The sequence below is a fragment of the Streptomyces sp. NPDC002156 genome (assembly GCF_053593675.1).
In genome coordinates, this window is sequence record NZ_JBSFDA010000006.1 from 78,189 (window position 1) to 103,784 (window position 25,596).

The following is a 25,596-nucleotide window of genomic DNA, read 5'->3' on the forward strand; positions in this document are numbered from 1 at the left end:
GTGGACGGCTCCGACCTTCGGTCGGCTGACGAAGTCACGGCCTCCAGAAGGGACTTGACGTGAGCAGCTCGGATCCGTCGGGGGTGATCAGAACCGCCTCCCGGCCCAGGACCGCGCCCACGCCCTCTTCCCAGACGTAACCGGTCACAGCCAGCACCATGCCGGGTTCGAGCCGTTCCTCGGCCGCGGTGGCCGGCAGGCCCGAGGCGACGACGGGGGTGTCGAAGCCCAGTCCGAGGCCGCGCGCCACGGGCATCGGGGGCAGCGGTTCGCCGGCCGTGTCGTAGGCGGCGAGCAGGTCACTGGCCTGGGCGCCCGGCCGGCAGGCGTCGGACAGCAGGGCCCACAGCTCGTCCCACCGCTGGTACAGGGCGCGGGTGGCGCCGGCGTTCCCGCCGCCGTCAACGGGCCAGGTACGTCCGACTTCGCCGATGTATCCGCCGGCGACGACTCCCGCAGTGAAGGCCACGAGATCCCCCGGGCTCACCCGCCCGTCGCCGTCCACCCGCCGCCACCGGTGATCCCGGGAGGTCCTCCAGACCACCTCCTGGGCGGACGGCGTGGTCACGCCTCCGGCCGCCGCCGCTTCCAGGAGTACTCCGGACAGCTCGCCCTCGGTGACTCCCGGCCGCAGTTCGGCCACCGCCTTGGCCAGGCCGGTCTCGGCCACCCCGATGGCCTCGCGAAGCGCCACCACCTCCTCGGCCGTCTTGACCCGGCGGGCCGCACGCATGGCCGGCTCGCCGTCGACCAGCTCGGCGGCGGGGAAGGCGTAGGGCAGGAGTTGGGCGAAGGTCGGCGAGATGGTGTCGGTGCCCACCCGCCGGGCCGTGGCCGCCCCCTCGATGCCCTGGAGCGCCGTCACCCAGTTCATGGGGTTCCAGGTCAGGCCGTACAACTGCTCGTGGGGGATGTCGTCGGGGATCCCCTCGTCCCACGTGCTGAGCATGTGGATGGTCCCGGTGGCGCGGACCACCACGCAGGCGGGGGCGAAAGGATGGGTTCCCGCGGTCCACAGTCCCCGGGCTCCGGTGACGTAGCGGACGTTGGCGCTTCGCCCGAGGACGAGGACGTCGAGGTCGTGGGCTTCCATGTGTGCCAGCGCGCGCTCCCGCCGCCCACTGCGGAGAGCGCGGTCGTCCGGCAGGACCTCAGTCGCCATAGGGGGCGTAGGGGTAGTCGGTCAGGGCTGTCCAGCCCTCTTCCTCGATCACCAGGACCTCCTCGCTGCGGTAGCCGCCGGTGCCGTCCTCCCAGACCACGGGTTCGAGGACGAGCACCATGCCGGCTTCGAGCACCAGCTGTTCGTCGAACTCCTCGCCCAGGTCGGTGCCGACGAAGGGCATCTCGGCGGGGTCGGTGCCCATGCCGTGGCCCAGGTAGAAGTGGGGGAGCCAGGGCTTCGTACCGCCGTTGGCGGTGATGGCGGCCCTGGTCAGGTCGGCGGCTGTGGCGCCGGCCCGCAGCACGTCCTTGACCGCGGTCTGGATCTCCCGCCACTTCCTGAACTGCGCCTGCTGGCGCGGGGTCGGATCCTGCCCGACGATCCAGGTTCTGCCGAAGTCCGAGCAGTACCCGGCGTAGCTGATGCTCACGTCGGTCCACAGCACGTCGCCCTTGGCCAGCTCCCGCTCGGTCGTCAGCAGCGGGAGGGCGAGGTCACCGTGGGTGGTCCACACGCCGGCCTCCCTGGACTCCGGCATCACCTGCCAGATGGGGTCGAGTACGTTGGCCAGGGCTCCGTGCTCGTAGGCCTTGCGCACGAACCGGGCCGACAGGTCGATCTGGCGCATCCCCGGAGCCAGTGTCTCTGTGACCTCGGCCATGGCCCGCTCGGTGATCCGCAGAGCGGTACGGATGCAGGACAACTCGTCGGGAGTCTTGATCAGCTTCGCCGCGCCCAGAACCGGTGCGGCGTCGCGGGGAGTTCCGGCCGGGAACAGCGACTTCTGTCCCCTCCGCATCGCCCCCGTCAGCTCGTCGACGGCCACGACTGCTCCCTCCGGCACCAGGTCCGCGACCGTGCCGGCGAAGTTCTTCACTCCTTCGTCGAACTCCAGGTAGACCGGCCCGTGGAAGTGGTCGGAGGGCAGTAACGACTCGGAGGGTGCGCCCTCCCGGAACGGCATGAACAGATGGGGCGACTCGTCGTCCGCGACCACCACCGCGACCGGGCGGTCGACATGGGCCAGACCGGAGTCACCCAGCGGCCAGCTCACCCCGGTCGCATAGGTCACCGCGTTGTTGCCGAGCAGGACCAGGACGTCGACACCCTGGTCCGCCATGGCTGCCCGCAGACGCGCGCCGCGTTCTCGATGCATTCGGACGAGGTCGGGTGCGGCCGGGATGTCGATGACGGTCATTCCCGCCTCCCAAGCGATGTCATGGAGTTCGCCGTCGCTTTCTCTGGTTCCGGCCCGGCCTAGACGCCGAGGTATTCCTTCACGTTTCCGCTGACGACGCGAGCGGCCTTTTCCGGGCCGACGGCATCCACGACCATGGCGATCGACTTCTCCGAATAGCCGAACGTGCTCTCGTTGTGCGGGTAGTCGGCCGACCACATGACCCGGTCCACACCAATTCGGTCGATCAGCTCAAGCCCGAGCGGATCGACCATGAAGGATGCGTACATATGGTTGTCCCAGTAGTACTGGACGTCGTGCTCCACCGGCCGATTGAGCATGTGGTGGTAGGAGGCATGGATGTGTTCGGCGTCCTGAAGGGCGGAGGGAACCCAGTTCGCTCCTCCTTCGAACCATCCGATGCGCAGCCCCGGGTGACGGTCGAGGATGCCGCCGAACAGGTACTTCCCGAATGTTTCCCGGAACGGCGCCACGTTGGCCACCATGCCGACGGCGATGGCGTTGACCTCGCAGGGAGCTGACAGACCGGTCTCGCCGATGTGGTGGGATGCGGGGAGCCCCGCCTCCTCGATCGCGTCCCAGACGGGAATCATGGCGGTGCTCGACGAGTCGAGTGGGGTGCCGTCGTCGTCCTTCCCCAGCGACAGCGGCATGAGGAAGGTCTTGACACCCAGACTCTTCATTTCCGCGAGAGTCTTCCGGGTCCCCTTCGCGTCCCACCAGTTGATGAGCCCGACGCCGTAGAAACGCCCCTGGGAACGCTCCTGCAACTCCGCGATGTACTCGTTGTAGATGCGGAAGCAGAGCTCGCGAATCTCCTTGTCGGGGTAGTGGAGCAGCGCCAGGAGTGCGTTGGGGAACGCCAGTTCCTTCTCGATTCCGTCCGAACCCAGTTCCTCGATACGCCCTTCGAGGTTGGCGCTGCCCGCGCCGGTCAGCGGGTCGTACTGCATGAGGACCTGGCTGAACTCACCCGGCAGGAACGACTTTCCTCCCACGCCCAGTTCAAAGGCCCCGTCCTCGTACCACACGCGCGGTGCCTGGTTCTTGAGACGCTCGGGGAACCGCTCGTAGAAAATGTCGTCCGCCAACGAGATGTGGTTGTCGGCGGAGAACACCTCGGTGCCCGGCGGAAGACCCAGTGAATCGCCGGTGTGGCCACGCCGGTCCTTCGGCGGGCGCAACCCCTCGGGCGGGTAGATATTTCCTGCTTGGCTGGACATCGCTGTCCTCCGATCGAATCTGCGGAGTTTCGGGGAAACGCGCTGTGCGGGACCAGCACGTGAAAACCGCTGTGTCAGCTGTCGGTCCGGGATGGAAGCAGGTGGCACCCGGCCGACTCGAAGTCGTGGCGGGGAATTCGGGTGCCGAAGTCAGGTGAAGCGTGAAGGGGTTTCGTGAATGCTTCTTTCGGGAGGGCGATCCCCTCGGACCCTCCTCGCACGATGTCGACGCGGACCTGAGGTCAGGAGACAGCCGTGTCGGCGAGGGCCGCCTCGGCAGGCTCGGGCCGGATGCGCTTCAGTCCCGCTGTGGTCCCGCCGTCGACCGTCAACAGCGTTCCGGTGATGTGCAGAGACCGGTCGCCGCCCAGGTAGACGACGGCTTCCGCGAAGTCGCCGGGTGTGCCTCGCCGCTTCAGCGGCTGGATGGCCGCCATCTGGGCGCGGATCCTCTTGGTGATCTCAGCGGTCGCGGTGGCGGAGGACAGCAGCTGCGTGGGTATGCCGCCCGGTGCGATGCAGTTGACTCGGATGTCGTGTTCCGCCAGGTCGATGGCGACGCACTTGGTGAAGTGGACGACCGCTGCCTTCGACGCGCGATACAGCGGCACGCCGGGCCCACCCTGAACACCGCCGATGGAGCTGATGTTGACGATGGATCCGCCACCGTTCGCCGCCATGTGCCGGGCGGCCTCCTGGGTACCGGCCATGACGCCCAGCAGGTTGACCGACATGATGCGCTGGAAGTCGACGAACTCCTCTTCGAGGAAGCTGTCCCACAGGGCACCCGCGATGCCGGCGTTGTTCACCATGATGTGCAGTCCGCCGAACGTCTCCACCGCGAAGGAGACAAGCCCCTGGACCTGCTCCGGAACCGCGACGTCGGTCTGCCGGAACCGGGCGTTCGGACCGAGGTCGGCGGCCAGGGACTCACCGAGTTCCCTGTTGACATCCGCGATGACGACTTGCGCACCCTCCTTCAGCAACCTCTCGACGGTCGCGCGGCCCAGACCCGCGGCACCACCGGTGACAATGGCAACTCTTTCGGACAGTTCTTCAGTCATCGCGCTCGATGTCCCCTCGTCCTCTTCTGATGAATGTCAGGAGTCAGCCGTTCGACAGGCCGCGCCGCGGCCGTCGAGAGGTGGGTCATCTTTCTTGGCGGGGTGGTGAAGGAGGGGGATCGGTCCGGCAGGCTCGACCGTGACGGCACGGGACCAGCTCCACGAGGGTGGTCATCTCCCGATCCCACGCCAGGGCCTGCTCGAACTCGATCCGGATCCGGCTCAGCGGCCCTTTGCCCGACCCATGGAACACACCTTGGTGACCGCTACCAGGTGACCGGCAGCGCGTGGACACCGTAGGCGAGGTGGTCCTGCTTGAACTCGATCTCGTCGACTGTCGTGGCCAGAGCCAAGCTGGGAATACGGCGGAAGAGCGTGCCGTAGACCACCTGGAGTTCCACCCGGGCGAGCTGCTGCCCCACGCACTGGTGGATACCGAAGCCGAACGCGTTGTGGTGACGGGCATTCGCCCGGTGGAGGTCCAACCGGTCGGGCTCGGGGAAGAAGTTCGCGTCCCTGTTGGCGCTCAGCAGCTCCACGACGATGCCCTCGCCGGCGCGGATCACCTCACCGCCGATCTCGATGTCCTCCGTGGCGATCCGACGCTGCCCGCCGTGGATGATGCCCAGGTAGCGCAGCAGTTCCTCGACCGCGCCCGCGACGACCTTCGGGTCGTCGGTGTCGCGGAGGAGCGCCAACTGGTCGGGGTGCTCCAGCAGTGCGACGACGGCGAGGGCGATCATGTTGGCGCTGGTCTCGTGGCCTGCGGCATGCAGTCCCAGGCCCATCATGGCGGCCTCGGCCACGGTGATGTCGCCGGCATTGACGCGCTGCGCGATGTCGGACAGGGCGTCGTCCCCCGGATCGGCGGCCTTCGCCTCGACCAGCCGGACCAGGTAACCGTTCAGCTCTGTGAACACCGCCGCGGTCTGTTCAGCCGTCGCGTAACGGTCGATCCCGATGGACGCCTTCTGCTGGAAGAACTCGTGGTCCTCGTACGGCACGCCCAGAAGTTCGCTGATCATCAGCGTCGGCAACGGCAGCGCCAGCGCCTGGACGAGGTCGGCCGGCTTCGGTCCGGCCAGCATCGCGTCGATGAGATCGTCAGTGATCTTCTGGATGGTGGGGCGCAGCGCCTCCACCCGCTTGAACGTGAACGGACTGGTCATGATCCGGCGGTACCGGGTGTGCTCGGGAGCATCCGAGTTGAAGACCGAACGCGGACGGTACGCGACCGCGGAGGCCGCGCCTTCGTGCCAGTGCGGGAAGCCGGGCAGCCGCTCGTCGACGCTGACGCGGGGATCATTGAGCAGGGTTCGCTGCTCGGCGTGGCCGGTGACGATCCAGGGGGTGCTGCCGTCCCAGATCCGTACCTTCGCGAGTCCCTTCCCGGCGGTGAGCGGCCGGAGGGCCGGGGGCGGATCGAACGGGCAGCCGTCCGCCCTGGGCATCGGCCACTCAGGGATCTCCGCCGCCTGGTCGGTTGCGGCACCTGCTACTGCGTTGGACATGTCCATCCTTCGGTCTTGGCCGGGTTGTCATTCCTCGATGTGGATGGCCAGGGCGGGGCAGACGGCGGCCGCGTACCGGACGTCCTCTGCCAGTTCGGCGGGTGGGCCGGCGTCGAGCAGCACGACGACACCGTCCTCATCACGCTGGTCGAACACGTCCGAGGCGTGGGCCACACACTGTCCGGCCGCAACGCACTTGTCCTGCTCGATGGTTACCTTCACTGGATGCTCCTCATGGCGACGAGCCGCAGGCCGACACCCCATCGAGGAGTGCTGAGGGTCAGGCAGGCTGGCTGCTGGTCGGTCGCGCGGTCGTCATCGCCCGTGTCGCCGAGACGATCTTCCGAGTACGGGCGCGATCCATCGAGAACCTTCCTCTCAGCCGGTCCTCGCTGACCGCGCTTCAGAGTGAACTCTCCCACCGAACGTCTGTCAATCGATTGATTGAAAATATCCCGAGGGTCCTCGGGAGGTGTGGTGAACGTGCTGGTCCGACACGCGCCTCGGGGGCTCCGAGGGCTACGAGGGACAGCCCGGGCGGGCCCGTGCGGTGCCGAGATCGGAATCCCCGGTCGGCATTGAGGATGTGCGGTGCCCGAGCGTGGCCGGGGCCTCCGTGTTATTCCACTCAGCGGGAGAGTGCGGGCGGCATCGGATCTCTGAAAAGTACGGTCGAAATCAATCTGTCGGAACTCTCGACAGGACTGCCACGCATGAGTAGCGGAGGGCATGGTCAATGACCGATTGGGACTACTCGACCGATTTCCTGGTTGTCGGAAGCGGCGCCGGCATCGTGGGGGCATTACGCGCACGCGCGCTCGGCAAAGACGTTCTCGTCGTTGAGAAATCGGACCAGTTCGGCGGATCGACCTGTATGTCGGGCGGCGTGATGTGGCTTCCCAATAACCCGCTTATGCAACGCGAGGGAGTCTCCGACTCGATCGAGGACGCCCTCCGGTACTTCGACACCGTGGTCGGCGACGCGGGGCCGGCATCGTCGCCGGCTCGCAGACTGGCCTTCGTCAACGCCGGCATCGAGATGGTCACCTTCCTCGAGTCCGAAGGCCTGCCGTTCCAGCGTTGCGAGGGCTACAGCGACTACTACTCCGGCGTCCGGGGCTGCGAAGGGGGATCTGCCCGGGGCCGGTCGATCGAGGCAAAGGTCTTCGACAAGAAGCGACTTGGCCCGTGGCAGAGCCGGGTCCGCCTCGGCTTCTCCGACGGAATCACCATCTACACCGGAGAGGCCGCACCGCTGTCCCTGATGAGGACGCGGATCGGACTGACCACCGTGGCCAGGGTGGGGCTGCGCACCGCGCTCGGCCGTATCCGCGGGCAGAGCCTCGTGGCCAACGGGGCGGCACTGATCGCTCGGCTGCTCGACGTACTGCTGCGGCGAGACGTTCCGGTCTGGCTCGAGTCCGCGCTTGCGGACCTTGTTGTCGAGGACGGCCAGGTCGTTGGCGCTGTGATCCACAAGGGTGGTCGTGACGTACGTGTTCGAGCGCGTGACGGCGTCCTGCTCGCTGCCGGTGGCTTCGCCCGCGACAAGGAGATGCGCGAACAGTATTCGGGAGGGCGGCCCACCAGCGCGCGGTGGACCTCGGCCAACCCGGGGGACACGGGAGAGACGATCCGGATCGCCATGGCTCACGGAGCCGCGACCGACATGCTGGACGAGGCGTGGTGGATGCCGTCGTGGATCAGGCCCGACGGGACCCCTGTGATGTGCCTTTCCGAGCGCAGCAAGCCGGGCTCGATCATCGTCGACACCGCGGGGCATCGGTACTTCAACGAGGCGGTCGCCTACCAGGAGGCCGGTCAGCAGATGTACGCACGGGAGCGGGAGTCCGGGGGTGCGGTTCCCTCGTGGCTCATTGTCGACTCCCGGCACCGAAGGCACTACCCGTTCGATACGGCCCCTCCTGGACGGACACCGAAGGAGTGGATCACCAGCGGTGCGATGAAGCGCGGCGACAGTCTGGAGGATCTCGCCGACCAGTGCGGGATCCCCGTCGCCGGACTCGTCAAGACGATCGATCGCTTCAACCGACTCGCCGTAGTGGGCGTCGACGAGGACTTCCACCGAGGAGAGGGAGACCACGAGAGGTTCTACGGAGACATCACCCACAAGCCGAACCCCTGCCTGGGCCCCGTCTCCAAGGCGCCGTTCTATGCGGTCGCCCTGTACCCGGGAGACATCGGCACGAGCGGGGGAGTCCTCTGCGACGAGTCCGGACGGGTACTGAACGCCGAGGGAGAGCCCATCATTGGGCTGTACGCCACAGGCAACTGCACCGCGTCCGTGATGGGCCGCAGGTACCTGGGCGCGGGGGCGAGTATCGCCGCGTCGGCGGTGTTCGGATATGTGGCGGCGAATCACGCCTCCTTGGCTCCGGGGGTGTCCTGAGCTTGCAGCTTCTGTGCGGCATGCACCGGCCAGCGGTGACCCTCGCCGGTGACACTGATTCACCCTGTGCGACCTGTGTCCGTATGCAGGCCGTGGACGGTCACCGCTCACACGTGACCGGCGCCTGCCACAGCGCGACGATCGCGTCGATGAGGCCGGTGCCGGTGTCGTGCCAGGTCGCGCGGGAGGCAGGGGCGCCGTCGGCGAGGGCCCGTTCCCGTTCTGCGCACATCTGGGTGATCAGGTGACGTGTCATGGCGGCGCGTTCGCCGTGCACTTCGGCGGGCAGGTCGGGCAGGCACCGGTTCAGACCGTCCTGCGCCTGTCGCAGCGAGGGGGCGGCGGCGAAGAATTCCGCAGCAGCGATCGCGTGGAGTACGGGGTCGGCCGTGAGCTGGGCGATGAACCGGGCGTACCAGCTCGGGGTACCCAGGGCTTCCAGGTGGCCGGTGACCGGGCGGACCGAGCAGGTCACCCAGTCCCGCAGGTCGGAGGAGGCGTGGATCTCCGCCAGCATGCGTGTGCGGATCCCCTCCATCCGCTCGGCATGCTTGCGGATGATCGCGCGGACCAGTTCGATCTTGGTGCCGAAGTGGTAGCCGACCGCGGCGTTGTTGCCCTGGCCCGCGGCCTCGCTGATCTGGCGGTGGGAGACCGCATGCACCCCCCGTTCGGCGAACAACCGCTCCGCCGCGACCAGGAGCGCCTCGCGCGTCGCGCTGACCTGCTCGCCCCGCGTCCTGCCGGCCATCACCACCGCCGCTTGGGGGCGCCCAGTTGTTCCGCGACGGCTGTTCCCACAGACCACGGTGGCCCCTTGGTCGAGTCGCCGATATCAGCTGAATGCGCACAGAAGCCCCCATGAGGGCCGACGCTACGGCCGGACATCGTTCCCGCCTTCCGGCGGGAGCAGTTCGACCCTCGCTGGGCGGCAGGCCGCACCGCCCGGCACCAGCGGAAACACGGAACCGTCCACTACTCCTCCACGTTTTGGCCCAGTGATCTCCACTTGAACACATGCCCCCCTCCGGTTACGTTTTAACTCAATCGCTTGAGTTAATTGTGGCGGGGTCACTCGTACCCGCTGCCCGCTCGACGGAGAACAGCCATGCCCGACGCGCTCGCCCAACCCGCCGACACCATGGGATCCGCCCCGCCAAAGGCGAACGTCGTCGTGGCAGTGCTGGCCTTTGCCGGAATCGTGGTCTCGCTGATGCAGACCCTGGTCATCCCGCTTGTCCCGGAACTCCCGAAGCTGCTGAACGCCGCACCGGACGACACCGCCTGGGCCGTGACCGCCACCCTGCTCGCCGCCTCCGTCGCCACCCCCATCGCCGGGCGCCTGGGGGACATGTACGGCAAGCGCCGCATGCTCCTGCTCAGCGTGTGCATGCTGGTGATCGGTTCGGTCGCCGTCGCGCTCAGCGACTCCCTGACCCCGGTGATCGTCGGACGCGTCCTGCAGGGCCTGTCGGCCGGCGTCGTTCCGCTCGGCATCAGCATCATGCGCGACGAGCTTCCCGCCGAAAAGCTCGGATCCGCCACTGCCCTGATGAGCGCGTCTCTCGGTATCGGCGCCGCACTGGGCCTGCCCATCGCCGCCTTCGTCGCCGACAACTTCGACTGGCACATCCTGTTCTGGGCCTCGGCGGCCATGGGCGCCGCCGCCCTCGTGCTCGTACCCGAGTCCAAGGTGCGCACCGGTGGCCGCTTCGACCTGCCAGGTGCCCTCGGTATGGCGGCCGGCCTGGTCTGTCTGCTGCTCGCGATCTCCAAGGGCGCCAGCTGGGGCTGGGGCAGCGGCACCACCCTCGGCCTGTTCGCCGCGGCCGTCGTGATCCTGGTCGGCTGGGGCTTCCTCCAACTGCGTACCGCCCAGCCGCTGGTCGACCTGCGCACCACCGTCCGCCCCCAGGTGCTGTTCACCAACCTCGCCGCCCTGGCGTTCGGCTTCTCCCTGTTCGCGATCCAGCTGATCATCCCGCAGATCCTGCAGCTGCCTGAGCAGACCGGCTACGGCCTGGGCCAGAACCTGCTGACGGTGGGCCTGGTCCTGGCGCCCCAAGGCCTGGTCGTCATGATCACGGCGCCCTTGTCCGCGAACATCTCCAAGGCCAGAGGACCCAAGTTCACCCTGATGGTCGGCGCCGTCATCGTCGCCGCCGGATATGCGCTGAACATCGTGCTGATGAGTGAGATCTGGGAGCTGATCCTGGTCTCGTGCATCATCGGCGCCGGTATCGGCTTCGCCTACGGCGCACTGCCCCTGCTCATCATGGGCGGGGTACCGGTGTCCGAGACGGCCGCCGCCAACAGCCTCAACACCCTGCTGCGGGCTATCGGCACGTCATTCGCCAGCGCCGCCTCCGGCGTCATCCTCGCCCAGATGACCACCGACTTCGGCGGCATCGCCCTGCCCTCCGAGAACGCGTTCAAGGTGGTCATGGCCATCGGCTGCGGCGCCTCCCTCCTCGCCCTCACGCTTGCCTCCCTCCTTCCCCGCCGTCCGGTGGCCGCCACGGCCGACGGGGGCCCTGCCCAGACGCCCACCCCTGAGGCCGCCTCCCAGCACAAGGTGTAAGCGCCCCCCTACGCCCCCACGCCCCGCCAGTTCCGTTCTCCGGCGCGGCCGTTCCTCCGCCCGTACACAGGGCCCCCACCGGAAGAACCGGTACAAGCGAGCAAGGAGTACGAGCATGGCCACATACGTCCTCTTACACGGCGGCGCGCACGGCGGCTGGTGTTACCAGTCGGTCGCACGGATCCTGCGACAGGCCGGACACGACGTCTACACCCCGACCCTGACCGGCGTCGGCGAGCGGTCCCACCTGCTCAGCCCCGACATCGACCTCGACTTCCACATCAACGACGTCATCCAGGTCCTCACGTACGAGGATCTGCGTGACGTCATCCTGGTGGGCCACAGCTACGGCGGCATGGTCATCACCGGCGTCGCGGACCGCGCCACCGACCGCGTCGGTCACCTCGTCTACCTAGATGCCGCCACACCCGTCAACGGCCAGTCCCTCGCCGATGTCGCGGCGCGGTCGATGAACGCCGCGCGCAGCGAGGGCCGGGTGGTCGACGGGATCGAACTCGTCCTCTTCCCCGGCACCGGACCGATGCCGCACTACGGGGTGACCGACCCCGACGACATCGCCTGGATGGAGCCGAAGCTGACACCCCACCCGTACAAGTGCTTCGACCAGCCACTGCGGCTGACCAACGAGGCCGAACTGTGGGAGATCCCGCAGACCCACATCGTCTGCACCGTGACCCGGCCCCATCGCGACCCGGCACGGTGGGAACGGGCCCTCGCGGCCGGCCGGGTCTGGGACATCGACACCGGCCACGACCTGATGATCACCGAACCCAAGGCCGTCGCCGACTACCTCCTGCGCGTACTGACCGCCTGACCCACCGGGAATGTGGCAGTTCTCGCCGTGCTCCGGACAAGTGAAAGAAAGCTGATCATGGCCCCACCCACGTCCAGCATCATCACCTTGAACATCAACGGCGAGAAGCACACTCTCCCCGTCGACCATCGCACCACCCTGCTCGACGCCCTGCGCGAGCGCCTCGACCTGACCGGCACAAAGAAGGGGTGCGACCAGGGGCAGTGCGGCGCCTGCACCGTCCTGCTCGACGGCCGCCGGGCCGTGTCCTGCCTGCAATTCGCGGTGGCGGCCGAGGGCCGCGAGGTCACCACCATCGAGGGGGTGGCCGAAGGCGGGCAACTGCACCCGGTGCAGCAGGCGTTCCTCGACCTGGACGGTTACCAGTGCGGCTACTGCACACCGGGGCAGATCTGTTCGGCCCTCGCGGTGATCGAGGAACACGCGGCGGGCTGGCCCAGCGCCGTCACCGACGACGTCCGTCCCGAAGCGGGACCGCCATCGCTGACCGCCGACGAGATCCGGGAACGGATGAGCGGCAACCTGTGCCGCTGCGGCGCGTACGTGTCGATCGTCCAGGCGGTCGCCCGGGCGGCCGAGGCACAGGTGGCCAAGGCCGAGGTGGCAGCCGCATGAGGGAGTTCGGGTACCAGCGCGCGCTCGACGTCTCCGGAGCGGTCGCGCTCCTCGACGCCGATCCGGACGCCCGCTTCCTCGGCGGGGGCACCAACCTCGTCGACCTGATGAAGACCGGCGTCGAGCGGCCCACGCGGCTCGTCGACGTACGCGAACTTCCCCTGGACCGGATCGAGCCGACGGACGCCGGCGGACTGCGCATCGGCGCGACCGTCACCAACAGCGACCTCGCCGCCCACCCCGAAGTACGCCGCCGCTACCCGGCGTTGACGCAGGCGGTGCTGGCCGCAGCCTCCGGGCAGCTGCGCAACATGGCCACCGTCGGCGGGAACCTGCTCCAGCGCACCCGCTGCGGCTACTTCGCCGACGTGACCCAACCCTGCAACAAGCGTGCCCCCGGCAGTGGTTGCCCCGCCATCGAGGGCGAACACCACAACCACGCGGTCCTGGGCGCCTCCGAGCACTGCGTGGCCACCCACCCCTCCGACATGGCGGTGGCGCTCACCGCGTTCGACGCGGTCGTCTCCTACGAAACGGCTGACGGACCACGGGAGTTGCCGCTCGCCGAGCTCTACCTCCCCGTGGGCGACACCCCGCACCGGGAGACCGCGCTGCCGCCGGGTTCACTGATCACCGGCGTCACTCTGCCCCCGACGCCCACGGCCGCCAACTCCCGCTACCGCAAGGTGCGCGAGCGGGCCTCGTACGCCTTCGCGATCGGCTCGATCGCCGCCGCTCTCGACGTCCAGGACGGCCTCGTACGGGATGTGCGGCTGGCCTTCGGGGCGGTGGCGTCCAGGCCGTGGCGGGCCCGGGAGGCCGAGCGGGTACTGACCGGGGCGCCGGCCGACGCCGAGGCCTTCGCGGCCGCCGCGGTCGCGGAACTGGCTGCCGCCGAGCCGCTGCTCCACAACGGATACAAGGTGATCCTGATGCGCAACCTTGTGGTGGCCGTCCTGACCGAACTCGCCGAGGAGGCCGCCCGATGACCACGACCACAGCGGCGCGCAAGGGCTCCGTCGGCAGCGCGCACACCCGCGTGGAAGGCCGGGACAAGGTCACCGGAGCGGCCCGCTACTCGGGAGAGATCCCCTTCGCCGGACTCGCCCACGGCTGGTTCGTACTGTCCACCGTCGCCCGCGGGCGCATCCGTTCGGTTCAGGACGCTCCCGTCCTCCAGATGCCGGGGGTGCTCACCGTCCTGCACCACCGCAACGCCCCGCGTGTCGACAACAACTACATCGGCCTGCTGGGAATGGTGCCGGACCCCGGCGTCGCCCTGTTCCAGGACGACCGGGTGCCGCACGTGGGCTGGCCGGTGGCGCTGGTCGTCGCCGAGACGCCTGAGCAGGCCCGGGAGGCCGCCGAAGCGCTCGCGGTGCACTACGAGACGGAGCCGCACGACGTCGCGTTCTCGGCCGGACACCCGGGCGTGTACGTGCCGGACGGCCGCATGCCGTCGGTGACCGCGAAGGGGGACCTGGAGGCGGAACTCGCCGCGTCCGCCGCCGTCGTGGACGCGGAGTACAGCACGCCCGAAGAGCACCACAACCCGATGGAGCCGCATGCGGCGACCGCCCGCTGGGACGGCGGGCGGCTCGAAGTCGTCGACTCCAACCAGAGCGCCACGTGGATCGCGGACGACCTCGCGAAGCTGTTCTCGCTCGACCGAGCCTCGGTACGGGTGCGCTCCGAACACGTCGGCGGCGCCTTCGGGGCCAAGGTGCTCCGCGCCCACCAGGTGGCCGCCGTGATGGCCACGACCGCCCTGCGGCGCCCGGTCCGGGTCGTCCTGACCCGCCGTCAGATGTTCTCCCTCGTCGGCTACCGCAGCCCCACGATCCAGCGCGTCCGGCTCGGCGCCGCCGCCGACGGGCGACTGCGCGCGCTGCAGCACGACGGCCTGTGCCTCACCTCGACCGTGTACGAATGGGTCGAGGCGTGCACCGTGGGATCACGGGTGTTGTACGACGCCGAGGCCCATCACACGTCCAACCGGATGGTGCGGCTCGACGTGCCGTCGACGACGTGGGTGCGTGCGCCGGGTGAGGCGCCGGGGTCGTTCGCCCTGGAGTCGGCGATCGACGAACTCGCCGAGAAATGCGAGATCGACCCGATCGAGCTGCGCGCCCGCAACGAGCCCGAGCGGGGCCCGGTGTCCGGGCTGCCGTTCGCCGGCCACCGGCTGCCCGACTGCTTCCGGGAAGGCGCCCGCAGGTTCGGGTGGGCGGAGCGGGATCCACGTCCCGGTCTGCAGCGCGACGGGCGCTGGCTGCTCGGCACCGGCACGGCAGCCGCCTCCTTCATCGTGTTGGCCATGCCGTCCACGGCGGCCGTGACGGCGGAGGCGGACGGCACCTTCACCGTGCGGATCGCCGCGGCGGACGTCGGAACCGGGGCACGGACCGCGCTCACCCTGATCGCCGCCGACGCGCTGGAGGTGGCACCGGACCGCGTCCAAGTACGGATCGGGGACAGCGACTTCGGACCGGCGATGGCCTCCGGCGGCTCGATGGGCACCCGCTCCTGGGGCTGGGCGATCATGGCCGCGGCCGGCGAGCTGCGCGAGCGGCTCGCCCTGAGCCCCGGCATTCCGCCGGAGGGGGTCACAGTGCGGTCGGACACCACCGAGGCCGTCCGTAACTTTCCGTACAAGGAACGGCACTCCTACGGAGCGCAGTTCGCCGAGGTCGCCGTCGACGTCACCACCGGCGAGGTGCGCGTGCGCCGCATGCTCGGCATCTTCGCGGCGGGCCGGATCGTCAACCCGCTCACCGCCCGCAACCAGTTCATCGGCGGCATGACCTGGGGCATTTCCATGGCCCTGCACGAGGAGGCGGTACGGGACCAGGCGACAGGCGGCCTCTGCAACGCCGACCTGGCCGGCTATCACATCGCCGCGCACGCCGACGTACCACTCATCGAGGCGGACTGGGTCGACGACCCACCGGAGCCGGACGACCCGGTCGGGATCAAGGGCATCGGCGAGATCAGCACCGTCGGCACCGCGGCGGCCATCGCCAACGCGGTCTGGCACGCGACCGGCGTACGCCACCGGAACCTGCCCATCCGGCCCGATCGCGTTCTCACGGAAGGCGGACATGTTTGACATCGCCGCCGAGCTGAGCCGCTGGGCCGAGGAGGGCCGGGAGTTCGCCGTCGCCACCGTCGTGGCCGTCGACGGCAGCGCGCCACGCGCTCCAGGCGCCGCCCTCGCCGTCGACAGCGAAGGCACGGCCATCGGCTCGGTCTCCGGCGGCTGCGTGGAAGGAGCGGTGTACGACCTGTGCGTCCAAGCGTTCAAGGACGGCGAGACGGTTCTCGAACGGTTCGGCTACAGCGACGAGGACGCCTTCGCGGTCGGGCTGACCTGCGGCGGGGTCATCGACGTCATGGTCACGCCGGTCGGTCCGGAGGCACCGGCGTCGGCCGTGCTCCGGTCGGCGCTGTCGGCCGCCGCCCGGGGCGAGCCGACGGCCCTCGCCCGGGTGGTCCGGGGCCCGGTCGAACTCCTCGGCAGGGCCCTGCTCGTGCGCCCCGACGGCTCGTACGAAGGTTGCCTCGGCGGGCATCCCGACTTGGAGCGGACGGCCGTCGCCGAGGCCCGGGCGCTGCTGGACGCCGGTCGTACCGGCACGGTCGAACTCTCGGAGGACGGCTCGCACTGCCCCGGCGGCCTCATGCTGCTCGTCGAGTCGAGCGTGCCGCCGCCCCGCATGATCGTCTTCGGCGCGATCGACTTCGCCGCGGCGCTCGTACGGGCGGGCAAGTTCCTCGGCTACCACGTGACCGTGTGCGACGCCCGCCCCGTATTCGCCACCCGGGGCCGCTTCCCCGAGGCCGACGACATCGTGGTCGACTGGCCGCACCGCTATCTGCGGCGGACCGAGACCGACGGGCGCACGGTCCTTTGCGTACTCACCCACGACGCCAAGTTCGACGTACCCCTGCTGAAGGCGGCCCTTCGGCTACCGGTCGCGTACGTCGGCGCGATGGGCTCGCGCCGCACCCACGCCGACCGCGAACGCCGGCTGCGGGAAACCGGCGTGAGCGAGCGGGAGTTGACCCGGCTCAGGTCGCCGATCGGCCTTGACCTCGGCGCCCGTTCGCCCGAGGAGACCGCCATGTCCATCGTGGCGGAGATCATCGCGGTCCGCCGGGGCGGAACGGGCGTTCCGCTGACCGGCTTGGAGACGCCGATCCACCGTGACGGGAGAGAGCGGGGCACCGCGGCAGCCGCCTGAAGGGCCGTACACGTCCTGGCGGGTGAGGGAGCAACCAAGATGGGGTTGCTCCCTCACCCGCCAGGCTTCTTCGCGTTCCTGCCGCACGCTGTCGGACGAGGGTCCCGGCGGCCCCACGAGACGTGCGGCGGTTCCGCGACGGCCAACCCCTCGCAGCGCAGAAGGCATGCACAAGTGCACCGGACCGCGGGGAGGCCTCAGCGGGGCTCGTCGGGCTTGTCCAGGCTGGTACGCAGGACGACCGGCTTCAGCAGGAGCGCCGCGACGATGCTGAGGACGGCGACAGCGGCGCAGATGAGGAAGACCAGTCCGGTCGCGTCGCCGTAGGCAGTGCGGACGATCTCCTGCACGGCCGGGGACTGCCCGCCGACGTTCACTCCGGTGCCTCCCTCCGCGACGCTCGAAGCGGGAAGACCCGCCGAGTCGAGATCCTGCGCGATCTGCTCGGTGACGTGACGAGCCAGGACGGCCCCGAGGACGGTGACGCCGATCGTGCCGCCCAGGGAGCGGAAGAAGGAGACCGTCGAACTGGCCGTGCCGATGTCCTTCAGCGGGACGGAATTCTGGACGACGAGGATGAAGTTCTGCATGGTCATGCCGACCCCGAGCCCGACGCACAGCATCGCCACCCCCATGAAGGCCAGTGGCGTCCTGTGGTCGACGAGGCCGAGGCCGGCGAACCCGGCCGTGAGGAGGACAGCGCCGCCGACGATGACCGGCTTGACCTTTCCGGTCTTGCTGATCAACCGCCCGGCAAGGATGGAGGAGATCAGGATTCCGCCCATCATCGGGATCGTCAGGAGGCCCGCTTCGGTGGCCGTATAACCGCGGCTGGCCTGGAAGTACTGGCTGAGATACACCGCGGCCGCGAACATGGCCGTTCCGACGGCGAGACTTCCGAGGATCGCCAGGAGGGTGGTGCGCTGTTTGATGACGTCGAGCGGCACGACGGGCTCGGCGGCACGCACTTCCACCCACCCAGCGACGCACAGCAGGACCAGTGCCGCTCCGACCATCGCCGCGGTCTGCCAGGACGCCCAGGCGAACGAACTGTCGACGAACGAGATCCAGATGAGCAACACGCTGACGCCCGCGGCGATCAGGGTTGCGCCCAGGTAGTCGATCTTTACGCTGTCACGCCGGACGACGGGAAGGCGCAGCGTTCTCTGGAGCAGTACCAGCGCCACGGCGGCGACCGGGATGCCGATGAAGAAGCACCACCGCCAGCCCAGCCAGGAAGTGTCGACGATGAGGCCGCCGAGCAGCGGACCGCCAATGGTCGACGTAGCCGTGACGCCGCTGAGGTAACCGCTGTACCGGCCGCGTTCCCGCGGCGGGATCATCGCCGCGATCGCGATCTGGACGAGGGCCTGCACGCCGCCGACGCCTATGCCCTGTACGGCGCGTGCGCCGATGAGCTGCCCGGCGGTCTGACTCAGTCCTGCCGCCACCGAGCCGAGGACGAAGACAGTGACGGCTGCCTGCACGAGGTTCTTCTTGCTGAACAGGTCGGCCAGCTTGCCCCAGATCGGGACAGTGGCGGTCGTGGTGAGCAAAGCCGCGGTGACGACCCAGGTGTACTGCGTCTGCGAACCGTGCAACGAGCCGATCATCTTGGGCAACGCGGTCGAGACCACAGTGCTGCTGAGCGTCGCGACGAAGAGCGCGATGAGCAAGCCGCTGAGTGCGATCAGGACCTGTCGGCGAGAGGTGGGCTGTGCTGCGTCCGCCGCGGAGTCGTTCACTGCGGTTCTGCTCGTCACACGGGCTCCAAGGGGTACTGGGTAAGGGCTGGGCGAGCGCATCCACCAACGCGCGACGCGGGAGGAGGAGGCAGCCGCTCTGCCCGGCCCAGCCGCTTCAGAGCCGCCCGGTGGGAGCGGCAGTCGGCACCAGCGACCGCTGCGAGCCGCTGGGTTTCGGTTCCCTCGGTGAACGACCGCCGGTCTCCGTCTACATGATCAAGGCGCGAACCCCTGCCAGGTTGGCGCCGAACAGCCGCCGAGGTCGCGAGGAGCACCAGCCTCCGTCACCACGTCGACCCCTTGATCAGGACGAGTCCCAGCGTGCCGCGGCATCATGACGGGCCCGCTACCGATGCCGACGTCGCCGTCGGCGGTGGCGCCGAGACGATCGCCCGAATACCGGTGCGATCCATCGAGATCCTCCTCCGAGACGGGCCTTGGTGACCGCGCCTCTGAGTGAACCCCTCCGCCGAGTCTAAGTCAATCGCCTGATTGAATAGTTGGGTAGACCTGAACTGGAGCAGGCCTGGAAAACGGCCTGCTCCAGTTCCTCCTTGCCGTATGCGCGAGTCGCGGCTTGCCACCGAGTGCGGTCAGTCGACCACCAGAACGCCGCGTGTGTGCGGAGCCGTTGAGCCACGGTGGATGGAGCGGCGATAGCTACGTCGGGTTTCAGCGCGACGCTGTCACGGACCCTGTGTAACGGGCGCCCGCCACAGCCCTACGATCGCGTCCACCAGGCCGGTCGCGGCGTCGTGCCAGCTGGACCTGGGCGTGGAAGTGCCGACGGCGAGTGCACGCTCGCGCTCGGCGCACGTGTGCACGATCATCTGCCGAGCCATCGCGGTGCGCTCGGCACGCACCTCATCCGGCAGATCGGGAAAGAGCCGGTGCAGACCATCGAGAACGCTCCGTTGAGCCGGAGAACTGAGGGTCTCGGCGACCACGATTTCATGAAGCGCGGGATCGACCGTCACCTGGGCGCAAAATCGTGCATACCACGTGGGGCTGCCCAGCTCTGCCAGATACTCGGGCATCGGACGCACCAGGCACGCCACCCAGTCCCGCAAGTCGACCGAGTCGCCACCCATCTCGTCCAGCAACCGCGCCCGCACCTGCTCGATCCGCTCGCAGTGCTTGTGCGCGATCGCCCGCACCAAGTCCGCCTTGGTGCCGAAGTGGTAGCCCACCACAGCGGTATTGCCCTGCCCCGCAGCCTCACTGATCTGACGGTTGGACGCGGAATAGACCCCACGCTCGGCAAACAGCCGCTCCGCCGTACCCAGAATGAGCTCCCGTGTCGCCCTTACCTGCTCGGCCCGCACGGTCCCACCCGCCACAATCACCACTCCCCAGAAAGTTCGGACAACTCACCGACCACCGACCGTCGGTCCCTCATGCCGCCTCAGGTCTTCCATCGCGGCGGCGGAGTTCGGCAACCGAGTCCATCGCGTCCCCCTTCGATCCGGCCATCACAGCGTGATCAGGCAACCTGGTGCGCTAACTTAATGCAACCGATTGATTTTCGCTGTCGGAGTGTACCCAAACCGGCATAAGTAAGTACGTAAAGCCCGTGCAAGACCGGGCTCGGCGCAGAGGCGCCCGCGTGCCGCCCGGAAAGGACACCATGACCCGAACCGCGGTCATCACCGGAGCCTCCTCGGGCATCGGTGCTGCCCTGACCCGCGCATTCGCCCGGGCGGGATGGAACGTCGCCGCGACGATGCGCACCCCGTCCAGGGCCCCGGCCGACTTTCTGGACCTCGCCGCCGTCGACATCGTCCGGCTCGATGTGACGGAACCCGAATCGATCACGACCGCTCTCGACGCGATCGTCTCCCGCTTCGGCCCCGTCGACGTCCTCGCCAACGTCGCCGGATACGGCCAGCGAGGCTCCCTGGAGGAGATGACGATCGAGCAGATCCGCGCACAGTTCGACACCAACCTGTTCGGAGCGCTGGAGCTCATCAAGGCGGTACTGCCGGGCATGCGCGAGCGCAGCTCCGGCCACATCCTCAACGTCTCCTCCGTCGCCGGCACGGTTGGTACACCGACGATGGCGGCGTACAGCGGATCGAAGTTCGCCCTCGAAGGCTTCAGCGAGTCCCTGGCCCAGGACCTCCGGCACCTCGGTATCAAGGTCACGATCGTCCAGCCGGCGTCGTACGAAACCGGCTTCGGAGCGGGAGGCAGCGGACCGGCGAACCCGATGCCCGAGCAGTACGGCCCCGCCCGGACACTCCTGTACGGCCTGGACGACTACAAGTGCGGCGACCTCGCGGCTTCGGCCGACGCGATCGTCTCCATCGCCGGCACCGACCACCCGCCACTGCGCCTCGCCCTCGGCCACGGACTGCACCTTCTGCGCGGCAAACTCACCGCCCAGCTGGAGGAGTACGACCACTGGGAGGAACTGACCGCGACCACCCTTTGACCTGCGGGACAGACGCCTGCCGATGAATGGCCGGGTGTCCCTGCCCGGTGAATCGGAATTCCGGCCGCGGTTGCGATACAGCAAGGACCCCACCGCCGCTTCTGCGCCTTTCCGGCGTAAAGTGCCACGTTATGGTGATGCTGCGCGTCGCTATATGGCGGCTTGGCGCAGATCATCCCCCTTGTTTCCGGTCTCGCTCCGCTTCGGTACCGAGCACAGTGACGTCAGGCGGCGGACGCTGCCGTGCTCGTCAAGGACGTGTCTGCGGGGGCCGTTTCTGAGCGGTGGCGGCTGGCGCGGGTCTGTACCGGCAGCTGCGGATGGACGTCGGTCGGCAGGATGCCGTGCGTGATCCAGCGCGGTTCCGAGGTGATGGGAGGTGAGGGACGTGACCGTCGTGGCTTCGCAGGCAGGGAACCTGCCCGCGTCCTTCACCACCTTCGTGGGCCGGCGGCGCGAGGTCGCCGAGGTCTGCCGGCGCCTGGGGACGACGCGGTTGCTGACGCTCACCGGGGTGGGCGGGATCGGCAAGACGCGGCTGGCGATGGAGGCGGCGACCGCAGCGGCGACGGCCTTCCCGGACGGGGTGTGGCTGGTGGATCTGGCACCCGTACGGCGCCCGTCGGCGGTGGCGAGCACAGCGGCCACGGCGCTCGGCGTGCCGGACCTGGGCTCCAGACCCGTCCTTGAGCAGCTCGGGAAACATCTGGCCGGGCGCCGGGCGCTGCTCGTGCTGGACAACTGTGAGCACCTGGTCGATGCCTGCGCCGAACTGGCGAAGGCGCTGCTCCAGGCCGCGGCCGGGGTACGCGTTCTGGCAACGAGCCGGCAGATGCTGGGCATCGTCGGCGAGCACGTCTACACCGTTCCCCCTCTACTGCCGGAGGACGCGGTCGAGCTGCTGCGGGACCGCACCACCGCAGTCCGGCCGGAGTTCCGGATCACCGACGCGAACACCACCGAGGTCTCCCGGCTCTGCGCCGACCTGGACGGGCTGCCGCTGGCGATCGAGCTGGCCGCGTCCCGGCTGCGCACCCTCACTGTCGAGCAGGTGACGGACCGGCTGGCGGACCGGTTCGCGCTGCTCTCGGGAGGATGCCGGACCGCCCTGCCGCGGCAGCGCACGCTGCGCGCGGCGATCGAATGGAGCCACGACCTGTGCACCCCCGCCGAACGGCTGCTGTGGAACCGGCTTTCGGTCTTCGACGGCAGCTTCGGCCTGGACGCGGCCGAGGACATCTGCTCGGGCGAGGGCATCGCCCGGCGCGACATCCTGGACCTCCTCGACCGGCTGGTCGCCCAGTCCGTCGTTCTGCCCGTCGAAGCGGATGGCCTTCTCCGTTACCACCTGCTGGAGACCATCCGCCAGTACGGGCGAGAACGGCTTGCCGTGTCCGGCGAGGAGGACCGCCTGCGGGCACGGCACCGCGACTGCTTCCTCGCCCTCGCCGAGCACCTCGCCGACAGCTGGTGCGGCCCCGGCCAGGCGGAGGGCCTGGCCCGGCTGCGCGCCGAACACACCAACCTTCGCAAAGCCCTGGACTACGGCGCCGACCCGCAGGCCACGCTCGCGCTGACGGCGGCGCTGCGCTTCCACTGGTGCGTCGGCGGATTCCTCGGAGAGGGACGGCGACAGCTCGAACGGGCGCTCGCTGCGGCGCCCGCCCCCACCCCGCCCCGTGCCCGGGCGCTATGGGTCGCCGCCTGGGCCGCGATACTGCAAGGCGATCTGGAGGTGGCCGAGCGGTGGCTGGACGAGGCCGCGGAACTGGGGCGGCAGTTGGACGACCCTGTGGTGAGCGCCTACGTCCTGGGCTTGCGTGGCATGTTGGCGGGCTTCCGGGGACAACTGGAGGAAGCCGTGTCCCTGCACGAGGCTGCGGCGACCGCTCATACGGTTCTGGGAGAGGCCCCCGGGGCTATCGCCGCTCTGTTCCAACTGACCTTCGTCCAGAGCCGACCTGGGGACTCACGCGCGTCGGAGAGCGGCAGGCAGGCGGTCGCCCTCGCGGAGACGCACGGTGAGCGGTGGGGGCGCGCGTACGCGTTGTGGGCACTGGGCCGTGACGCCTGGGTGCACGACGACCGAGAGGCGAGCGCGGCTCTGACCCGGGCCGCACTCGATGCGCAACAAGGCTTCAACGACTACGTCGCGACCGCGCTGATGCTGGAAGTACTCGCCTGGACCACCGCTGCGGGCGGCGACCACGAGCGGGCGGGACGACTACTGGGCGCCGTACGTTCCCTGTTGAAGAACATAGGCAGCACCATCCCCGCGTTCGGCCCGCACTTGGCCCAGGACCATGCACTGTGCCAGGAGGCGGTCGAAGGAGCCCTGGGGCCCGCGGCGTACGAGAAAGCACTCGCGGGCGGCGGCAAGCACGACACCCCGGCCCGGGCCATCGCCTACGCACTGGGCGCCGAACCGGCTGCCGCCGCCCCCGGCCCGCTGACCCGCCGCGAGTCGGAGGTAGCCGCTCTCGTGGCCCAGGGCAGGAGCAACCGGCAGATCGCCTCCACACTCGGACGATCACCGCGCACGGTCGACATGCACGTCCAGAACATCCTGGCCAAACTCGGCTTCGGCTCCCGTGCCCAGATCGCGGCCTGGTGGACAGCGAACCAGGCCCTCGCACACTGAGATACGCGACTCTCGATTGCTCGAAGTCGCCAGTCCAGGGGCCGTTCCAGCCGCAGGATCCGATCATCTCCGCAACCACGGACGGGACTGTAAGTCCACTTGGTAGACCCCCACTTGTGCGGGGCTTTCACTCACCGCGACCGGGGAGACCGCCTTCGGTCCCGGTCGTTGAGCCGGCTGGTTGAGTGGCCGTCATGGGCCGGCGGTCACTGGGGTGTTCTGCTTCCCACAGCGGGTGGTGGCGTTCGGCCCAGGCGCGGGAGACGAAACCCGTGCGCAGGCCCTGGCGCGCCTCGGGGTCCCGGGCCGCCATCCAGATGTGGCCGACGACCAGGGCGCCGATGAACAGAGCCAGCCAGTCATGGACGAAGGTCGCCCCCGTACGAAGGAACAGCGGCGTGAGACGCGGAAACCACATGATGAGACCGGTTCCGATCATCACCAGCGCAGTGCCGGCGATCACGGCCGCGTACAGCTTCTGGCCCGCGTTGAACTTCCCGGCAGGGGGATGGCGGCGGCGCAACGTCGCGCGTATCCAGCCGCGGTCGTGCGGGCCGAAGCGGTTCAGCCGTACGAGGTCGGCGCGGAAGGCGCGGGAGACCAGCCCGGCCAGCAGAGGCACGGGCATGGCGATGCCCGCCCATTCGTGCACGGTGACCAACAGGGCGCGTCTGCCCACCAGTTCGGCCAGTGCGGGCAGATAGAGGAAGGCCGCGGTGACCAGGGCGGTGCCCATCAGCGCGGCCGTGGTGCGGTGGATCCAGCGTTCGGCGGCGGTGAAGCGCCGTATCAGCTCGGAGAGTTCAGCCGGATCACTCGGGTCGGTCGGCTCAGCTGGTTGAGTCATCGTCGCGTCCGTTCGACTTGCCGACCCACGCGTCGATGTCGTAGCCGCGAGGCTCCCAATAACCGGGCTCGACGCGTTCGGTGACCGTGATCTCGGAGAGCCACTTCGCCGACTTGTAGAAGTACATCGGCGCGGCATACAGCCGCACGGGACCGCCGTGCGCGGCGGTGACCGGCTTGTCCTGCATCTCGTACGCGACGAGCATGTCGGGGCGCCGAGCCTGGTCCAGGGTGAGGCTCTCCGAGTAGACGCCGTCGAAGCACGTGAAGTGCAGTGCCGTGGCGGCCGGTTGAACTCCGGCCGTCTCCAGCAGGTGGGAGAGCCGTACCCCGGCGAAGGGTGTCTGTGGCACCCGCCAGCCGGTGACGCACTGGACGTCCCGGACCAGACGGGTACGCGGCATGGCCTTCAGCTGCGCCAGCGTGTACGTCGCCGGGCGGTCGACCAGGCCGTTCACGGTGAGCCGGTAGTCGGCCGGGGAACGGCGCGGAATGCTGTCGGCGACGGAGTAGAAGCGGAAGCCGCCGCCGCCCGGCAGCAGCGCGGTCAGACCCGTGGGGTCCTTGCTGGCCACGGTGGCGAGCAGACCGTCCGTCACGTTCTGCAGGCGTGCGCCGGTGGGCACCGCGACGGCGCCGAGTCCGAGGATGCCGAGGACGACCCGCCGCCCGACGGGCCTGCCCTCGCGTTCCTCTCCCGCGCTCAACTCCGTGTCCTGGCCCGCATTTTCTTGACCCCGCCGACGATCACGACCACGCCCGCAACGGCCATGAGCAGCCCGAGCCCCAGGAACTGGCCCTTCCCTGACATACCGCTTCCGCCGATCACGCCGGAGCCCTGCAGGCTCCACAGCGCGCCGAGTAAGAGCAAAACGACCCCGCCGGCAATCCGTATCCGGATCTTCATTCCGTGCTCCTCGTCCGCGGGGCGACGGTACTGACCGTCCGCTCCGTCTTCGGTCACGCGACTGCCCCGGTGCGGGCCGACACAGCGAAGGGGTTCAACCGCCCGATCCTGGTCCCCGCTCGCGGAACAACATCCTCCGGGCACAGTAGGGCCGCCCACACAGCAAACGCAAGGAAA

The 25,596-nt window shown here is 69.0% G+C and carries 21 protein-coding genes; 9 read left to right on the plus strand and 12 right to left on the minus strand.

The window, feature by feature from the left end:
• Positions 1-34: 34 nt before the first annotated feature.
• From ACWCRB_RS04915 to ACWCRB_RS04940, 6 genes are all read right to left on the minus strand, one after another.
• Complete coding sequence (locus tag ACWCRB_RS04915; protein ID WP_450994669.1) at positions 35-1,162, minus strand: M24 family metallopeptidase; 1,128 nt, start codon at positions 1,160-1,162, stop codon at positions 35-37.
• Positions 1,152-2,363, minus strand: coding sequence for a M24 family metallopeptidase (locus ACWCRB_RS04920; RefSeq protein ID WP_450994670.1), 1,212 nt, complete (start codon positions 2,361-2,363; stop codon positions 1,152-1,154). The genes ACWCRB_RS04915 and ACWCRB_RS04920 overlap by 11 nt, the downstream gene beginning before the upstream one ends.
• 59 nt (positions 2,364-2,422) lie before the next feature.
• On the minus strand, positions 2,423-3,586 hold the full coding sequence (locus ACWCRB_RS04925) for an amidohydrolase family protein (RefSeq protein WP_450994671.1): 1,164 nt from the start codon (positions 3,584-3,586) through the stop codon (positions 2,423-2,425).
• Between the two features lie 242 nt (positions 3,587-3,828).
• The gene (locus tag ACWCRB_RS04930; protein WP_450994672.1) at positions 3,829-4,650 is read right to left on the minus strand and encodes an SDR family NAD(P)-dependent oxidoreductase; all 822 of its coding nucleotides are present in this window, start codon (positions 4,648-4,650) and stop codon (positions 3,829-3,831) included.
• A gap of 266 nt (positions 4,651-4,916) precedes the next feature.
• A complete protein-coding gene (locus tag ACWCRB_RS04935; RefSeq protein ID WP_450994673.1) occupies positions 4,917-6,161 on the minus strand; it encodes a cytochrome P450 in 1,245 nt (414 codons plus the stop codon).
• Positions 6,162-6,188: 27 nt separating this feature from the next.
• A complete protein-coding gene (locus tag ACWCRB_RS04940) occupies positions 6,189-6,383 on the minus strand; it encodes a ferredoxin (protein ID WP_450994674.1) in 195 nt (64 codons plus the stop codon).
• 514 nt (positions 6,384-6,897) lie between these two features.
• Between ACWCRB_RS04940 and ACWCRB_RS04945 the strand changes: the two genes are divergently transcribed.
• On the plus strand, positions 6,898-8,571 hold the full coding sequence (locus ACWCRB_RS04945) for an FAD-binding protein (RefSeq protein WP_450994675.1): 1,674 nt from the start codon (positions 6,898-6,900) through the stop codon (positions 8,569-8,571).
• Between the two features lie 100 nt (positions 8,572-8,671).
• Here ACWCRB_RS04945 and ACWCRB_RS04950 read toward each other — a convergent pair whose 3' ends face one another.
• Complete coding sequence (locus ACWCRB_RS04950) at positions 8,672-9,322, minus strand: TetR/AcrR family transcriptional regulator (protein ID WP_450994676.1); 651 nt, start codon at positions 9,320-9,322, stop codon at positions 8,672-8,674.
• A gap of 357 nt (positions 9,323-9,679) precedes the next feature.
• Here ACWCRB_RS04950 and ACWCRB_RS04955 point away from each other — a divergent pair, with 357 nt between their 5' ends.
• From ACWCRB_RS04955 to ACWCRB_RS04980, 6 genes are all read left to right on the plus strand, one after another.
• Complete coding sequence (locus ACWCRB_RS04955; RefSeq protein ID WP_450994677.1) at positions 9,680-11,152, plus strand: MFS transporter; 1,473 nt, start codon at positions 9,680-9,682, stop codon at positions 11,150-11,152.
• 115 nt (positions 11,153-11,267) lie between these two features.
• Positions 11,268-11,987, plus strand: coding sequence for an alpha/beta fold hydrolase (locus ACWCRB_RS04960; protein WP_450994678.1), 720 nt, complete (start codon positions 11,268-11,270; stop codon positions 11,985-11,987).
• Between the two features lie 57 nt (positions 11,988-12,044).
• Positions 12,045-12,602 (plus strand): (2Fe-2S)-binding protein, encoded by a 558-nt coding sequence (locus tag ACWCRB_RS04965; RefSeq protein WP_450994679.1) that lies wholly within the window; start codon positions 12,045-12,047, stop codon positions 12,600-12,602.
• Complete coding sequence (locus tag ACWCRB_RS04970) at positions 12,599-13,591, plus strand: FAD binding domain-containing protein (RefSeq protein ID WP_450994680.1); 993 nt, start codon at positions 12,599-12,601, stop codon at positions 13,589-13,591. Before ACWCRB_RS04965 ends, ACWCRB_RS04970 begins: the two co-directional genes overlap by 4 nt.
• Positions 13,588-15,711 (plus strand): xanthine dehydrogenase family protein molybdopterin-binding subunit, encoded by a 2,124-nt coding sequence (locus ACWCRB_RS04975; RefSeq protein WP_450994681.1) that lies wholly within the window; start codon positions 13,588-13,590, stop codon positions 15,709-15,711. The genes ACWCRB_RS04970 and ACWCRB_RS04975 overlap by 4 nt, the downstream gene beginning before the upstream one ends.
• Positions 15,704-16,846, plus strand: a complete 1,143-nt coding sequence (locus ACWCRB_RS04980; RefSeq protein ID WP_450994682.1) for an XdhC family protein — start codon at positions 15,704-15,706, stop codon at positions 16,844-16,846. Before ACWCRB_RS04975 ends, ACWCRB_RS04980 begins: the two co-directional genes overlap by 8 nt.
• Before the next feature lie 197 nt (positions 16,847-17,043).
• On the opposite strand, the gene ACWCRB_RS04985 is transcribed toward ACWCRB_RS04980, so the two are convergent.
• Complete coding sequence (locus ACWCRB_RS04985) at positions 17,044-18,609, minus strand: MDR family MFS transporter (RefSeq protein ID WP_450994683.1); 1,566 nt, start codon at positions 18,607-18,609, stop codon at positions 17,044-17,046.
• A 668-nt stretch (positions 18,610-19,277) separates the two neighbouring features.
• Positions 19,278-19,940: a TetR/AcrR family transcriptional regulator gene (locus tag ACWCRB_RS04990; RefSeq protein WP_450994684.1), complete on the minus strand. Its 663-nt coding sequence runs from the start codon at positions 19,938-19,940 to the stop codon at positions 19,278-19,280.
• Positions 19,941-20,218: 278 nt separating this feature from the next.
• On the opposite strand from ACWCRB_RS04990, the gene ACWCRB_RS04995 reads away from it, so the two are divergent.
• Together ACWCRB_RS04995 and ACWCRB_RS05000 are read left to right on the plus strand one after the other, a co-directional pair.
• Complete coding sequence (locus ACWCRB_RS04995; RefSeq protein ID WP_450994685.1) at positions 20,219-21,025, plus strand: SDR family oxidoreductase; 807 nt, start codon at positions 20,219-20,221, stop codon at positions 21,023-21,025.
• A 388-nt stretch (positions 21,026-21,413) separates the two neighbouring features.
• Positions 21,414-23,666 carry an ATP-binding protein gene (locus ACWCRB_RS05000; RefSeq protein WP_450994686.1) on the plus strand — a complete coding sequence of 751 codons (2,253 nt, stop codon included), beginning with the start codon at positions 21,414-21,416 and terminating at the stop codon, positions 23,664-23,666.
• 127 nt (positions 23,667-23,793) lie between these two features.
• Here the strand turns inward: ACWCRB_RS05000 and ACWCRB_RS05005 are convergent, their stop codons facing one another.
• The 3 genes from ACWCRB_RS05005 to ACWCRB_RS05015 are packed head-to-tail and all read right to left on the minus strand — an operon-like array spanning position 23,794 to position 25,419.
• The gene (locus tag ACWCRB_RS05005; RefSeq protein WP_450994687.1) at positions 23,794-24,513 is read right to left on the minus strand and encodes a formate dehydrogenase subunit gamma; all 720 of its coding nucleotides are present in this window, start codon (positions 24,511-24,513) and stop codon (positions 23,794-23,796) included.
• Entirely contained in the window at positions 24,497-25,219 is a 723-nt protein-coding gene (locus tag ACWCRB_RS05010; protein ID WP_450994688.1) for a molybdopterin-dependent oxidoreductase, read from the minus strand. Before ACWCRB_RS05010 ends, ACWCRB_RS05005 begins: the two co-directional genes overlap by 17 nt.
• Entirely contained in the window at positions 25,216-25,419 is a 204-nt protein-coding gene (locus ACWCRB_RS05015) for a hypothetical protein (RefSeq protein WP_450994689.1), read from the minus strand. Before ACWCRB_RS05015 ends, ACWCRB_RS05010 begins: the two co-directional genes overlap by 4 nt.
• Between the last annotated feature and the right edge of the window lie 177 nt (positions 25,420-25,596).